General features: G+C 62.2%; 2 protein-coding genes. One reads left to right on the top strand and one right to left on the bottom strand.

The window, feature by feature from the left end; all coding sequences use genetic code 11:
* Positions 1 to 883: FAD-dependent oxidoreductase (locus tag OXG98_17990; protein ID MCY3773902.1), on the bottom strand; the 883-nt coding region annotated here is incomplete at its 3' end.
* A gap of 172 nt (positions 884 to 1,055) precedes the next feature.
* On the opposite strand from OXG98_17990, the gene OXG98_17985 reads away from it, so the two are divergent.
* Positions 1,056 to 2,570: an amidohydrolase family protein gene (locus OXG98_17985; protein ID MCY3773901.1), complete on the top strand. Its 1,515-nt coding sequence runs from the start codon at positions 1,056 to 1,058 to the stop codon at positions 2,568 to 2,570.
* The last annotated feature ends 101 nt before the right edge of the window (positions 2,571 to 2,671 follow it).

Here is a 2,671-nt window from a genome sequence, read left to right as displayed (position 1 = left end):
TGCCGAATTGGCAGTACGGCACGTCGGCTTCAAAGAAACGCTGCTCCCATCGGGACTTGTCCGCGACGATCTGCGATACGCGATTGCCGGGCGTGGCCATGATCGTAATGTCCGCCTCGATCGATTCTCCGCCATCAGGCGTTTCGTAGTGGATTCGCCTGCCGCGACCGTTGTCCGACCGGACGATCCGGGTGACACGGGCATTCAGTCGAACGTCGAGCATGCTCGCGAGCGTACGCGTCAGAAAGCCGATGCCGTCCTTGAAACAGTAACCATCTCGCTCCTTGATGTGGGCCACCCGTGCGAGAAACACCGCCTTCGACAGCTGCTCCATGTTGTACGCGAGCGCTACGTTGAACAGGGGAGAAACCACGTATTCGAGAAAATCCTTGCCGACCTTTCGCGTCAGGTACTCAGACAAGCTTTCGTCGTCGAAATCGGCGGCCGTGTGTATCAGGCACGGATCGACTCGACGCCGGGCCCGTCCGATATCGGGAAGGAGGGACGCCAGCCGCAACTTCGATCGCAGGCTCAGTACCGGCGAAGTGAGCAACTCGTACCGCGTGGGAGCGTTGCTCATCGGGTACTGAACCTTGCCGTCCGTCGCGGCGCCGGTACCGAAGCTGGAGAGCTTTTCCAGGCAATCGCCCTGCCCGAGTTCATCACAAAGGTCGAACATCTCGTGATACCAGGCATTCAGGCCACTGGCGCCGGTGATGTTCATGAAGGAGCCGACTTTCTCCTCCGCCATACGGCCGCCGGGCAAGTGCTTTTCTTCGAGCACCGTTACCGTAAACCCTGCCTTCCGGAGTTCGTACGCGGTCGACAGTCCGGCGATACCGGAGCCCACGACAACCGCATTTCTGGAAGACTTCCGGATCAAGAGATTCTCCGATTCAGCCGCCGCGCGAAGTCGACATTCGACTCGGCTTCGACCGTTCCTACTCGTGCCAATGGCCATATTTTGTGCGCGTTATCTTCCACTTTACAATGGGGCATCGCCCGGCGCCGCGATGGCGGAATCGGGGCGCAACGCAGGCTGAGAGCGGGGAACGATGTCGAAAACACTCACAGGAATCCGTCGCCACCAGGGAATTTTCTGCCTGGCCCTCGCGCTTCTGTGGGTCGAAACCCTCGGCTTGAGCGGCTGCGCCGAGACACCGGACCCGGAGTTCGATCTGGTCATACTGGGTGGTCGTGTCATGGACCCCGAGACCGGGCTTGATGCCGTACGCAACGTGGGGATCGACGAGGGCCTGATCGCCATGGTCAGCGAGCAAAGTCTGGTGGGCCGGGACACGATAGAGGCCACGGGTCTGGTGGTAGCTCCCGGGTTTATCGATCTGCACGCGCATGGCCAGGACCCCGTCAGTAACCGGCTCCAGGCACAGGATGGGGTGACGACGGCTCTGGAGATGGAAGTCGGGGTCTTCCCTGTTGGTGAGTGGTTGGCTTCCCGGGAGGGATCGGCTCTCATCCACTACGGTGCCTCGGTCGGCCACTGGCCGGCTCGCGTCAAGCTGGTGGATGGCCTGGACGTCGGACACTGGCCGACCGTGTCGGCCGAGCAAGCCAGCCAGATGGACGCGGGGAACTATGCCTACGAGCTTCTCTCCGAGGAACGGATCGACGAACTCGGCCAATTGATGGAGACCGGATTGCAGGAGGGCGCCCTGGGTCTGGGTTTCGGGATCACCTACACGCCCGGAGCCTCCAGGCTCGAGATCATGAGGCTTTTCCAACTGGCCGAGCGGCAGGGCGTAGCCGCATACGTCCACCTTCGCGCAGAAGACTCCGGCGGCATCCTGGGAGGTTTTCAGGAAGTCATCGCCCTGGCCGCCAGCACGGGAGCCTCCGTCCACATCGTGCACTTGAACAGCAGCGCCGAGGAGGAAGCCCGGGTAGCAATGGAAATGATACGCGGTGCGGTGAGCCGTGGCCTGGACATCACCACCGAGTCCTACCCTTACACGGCAGGTTCGACCGCGATCGAGTCGGCCTATTTCGATTCCTGGGAGGGGCTGTCCGACGACGAATACGGACGCCTCCAATGGGCTGCCACCGGGGAACGGTTGACTGCCGAAACCTTCGCCAGGTACCGGGAAGAAGGCGGCTGGGTGATCATCCACGGCCGCCAGGAAGACACCAACGAGTGGATCGTGGCCCAACCCGACGTCATCGTGGCCAGCGATGGCATCCCGTTTCTCTTCGGGCCCGCACATCCTCGCGGGGCCGGCACTTTCGCCCGGGTGCTGGGGCATTACAGCCGGGACCGCCAGGCGCTCTCGCTGATGGACGCCCTGAGCAAGATGACCATCCAGCCGGCACGACGGCTGGAAGCCGTGGCGCCGGTGATGCAAGGGAAAGGAAGGGTGCAGGAAGGCGCCGATGCCGATCTGACACTCTTCGATCCTGCCCGTATTCTGGACCGCTCGACCTACACCCGGGGCGACATCCCATCCGAGGGAATCCAGCACGTGCTGGTGGGCGGCACACCGATTGTGCGCGATGGTCAGTTGGTTGAAGGTGTATTCCCCGGGCAGGCGATAACAGGCATTTCGTCACCCTGAGAACATTCTGCTGACCCGCATCTCGCCTGTGGTCCGCGAACAGACGAACGGAACCAACAAGAGCAAGGCCGCTACCTCCGTCCGGCAGGGGCGGTTTGACC

It is taken from the genome of Gemmatimonadota bacterium, from assembly GCA_026706345.1.
Lineage (GTDB): Bacteria > JAAXHH01 > JAAXHH01 > JAAXHH01 > JAAXHH01 > JAAXHH01.
The sequence above is the reverse complement of the archived record's forward strand: the minus strand, read 5'-3'. Positions and strand labels throughout refer to the sequence as shown.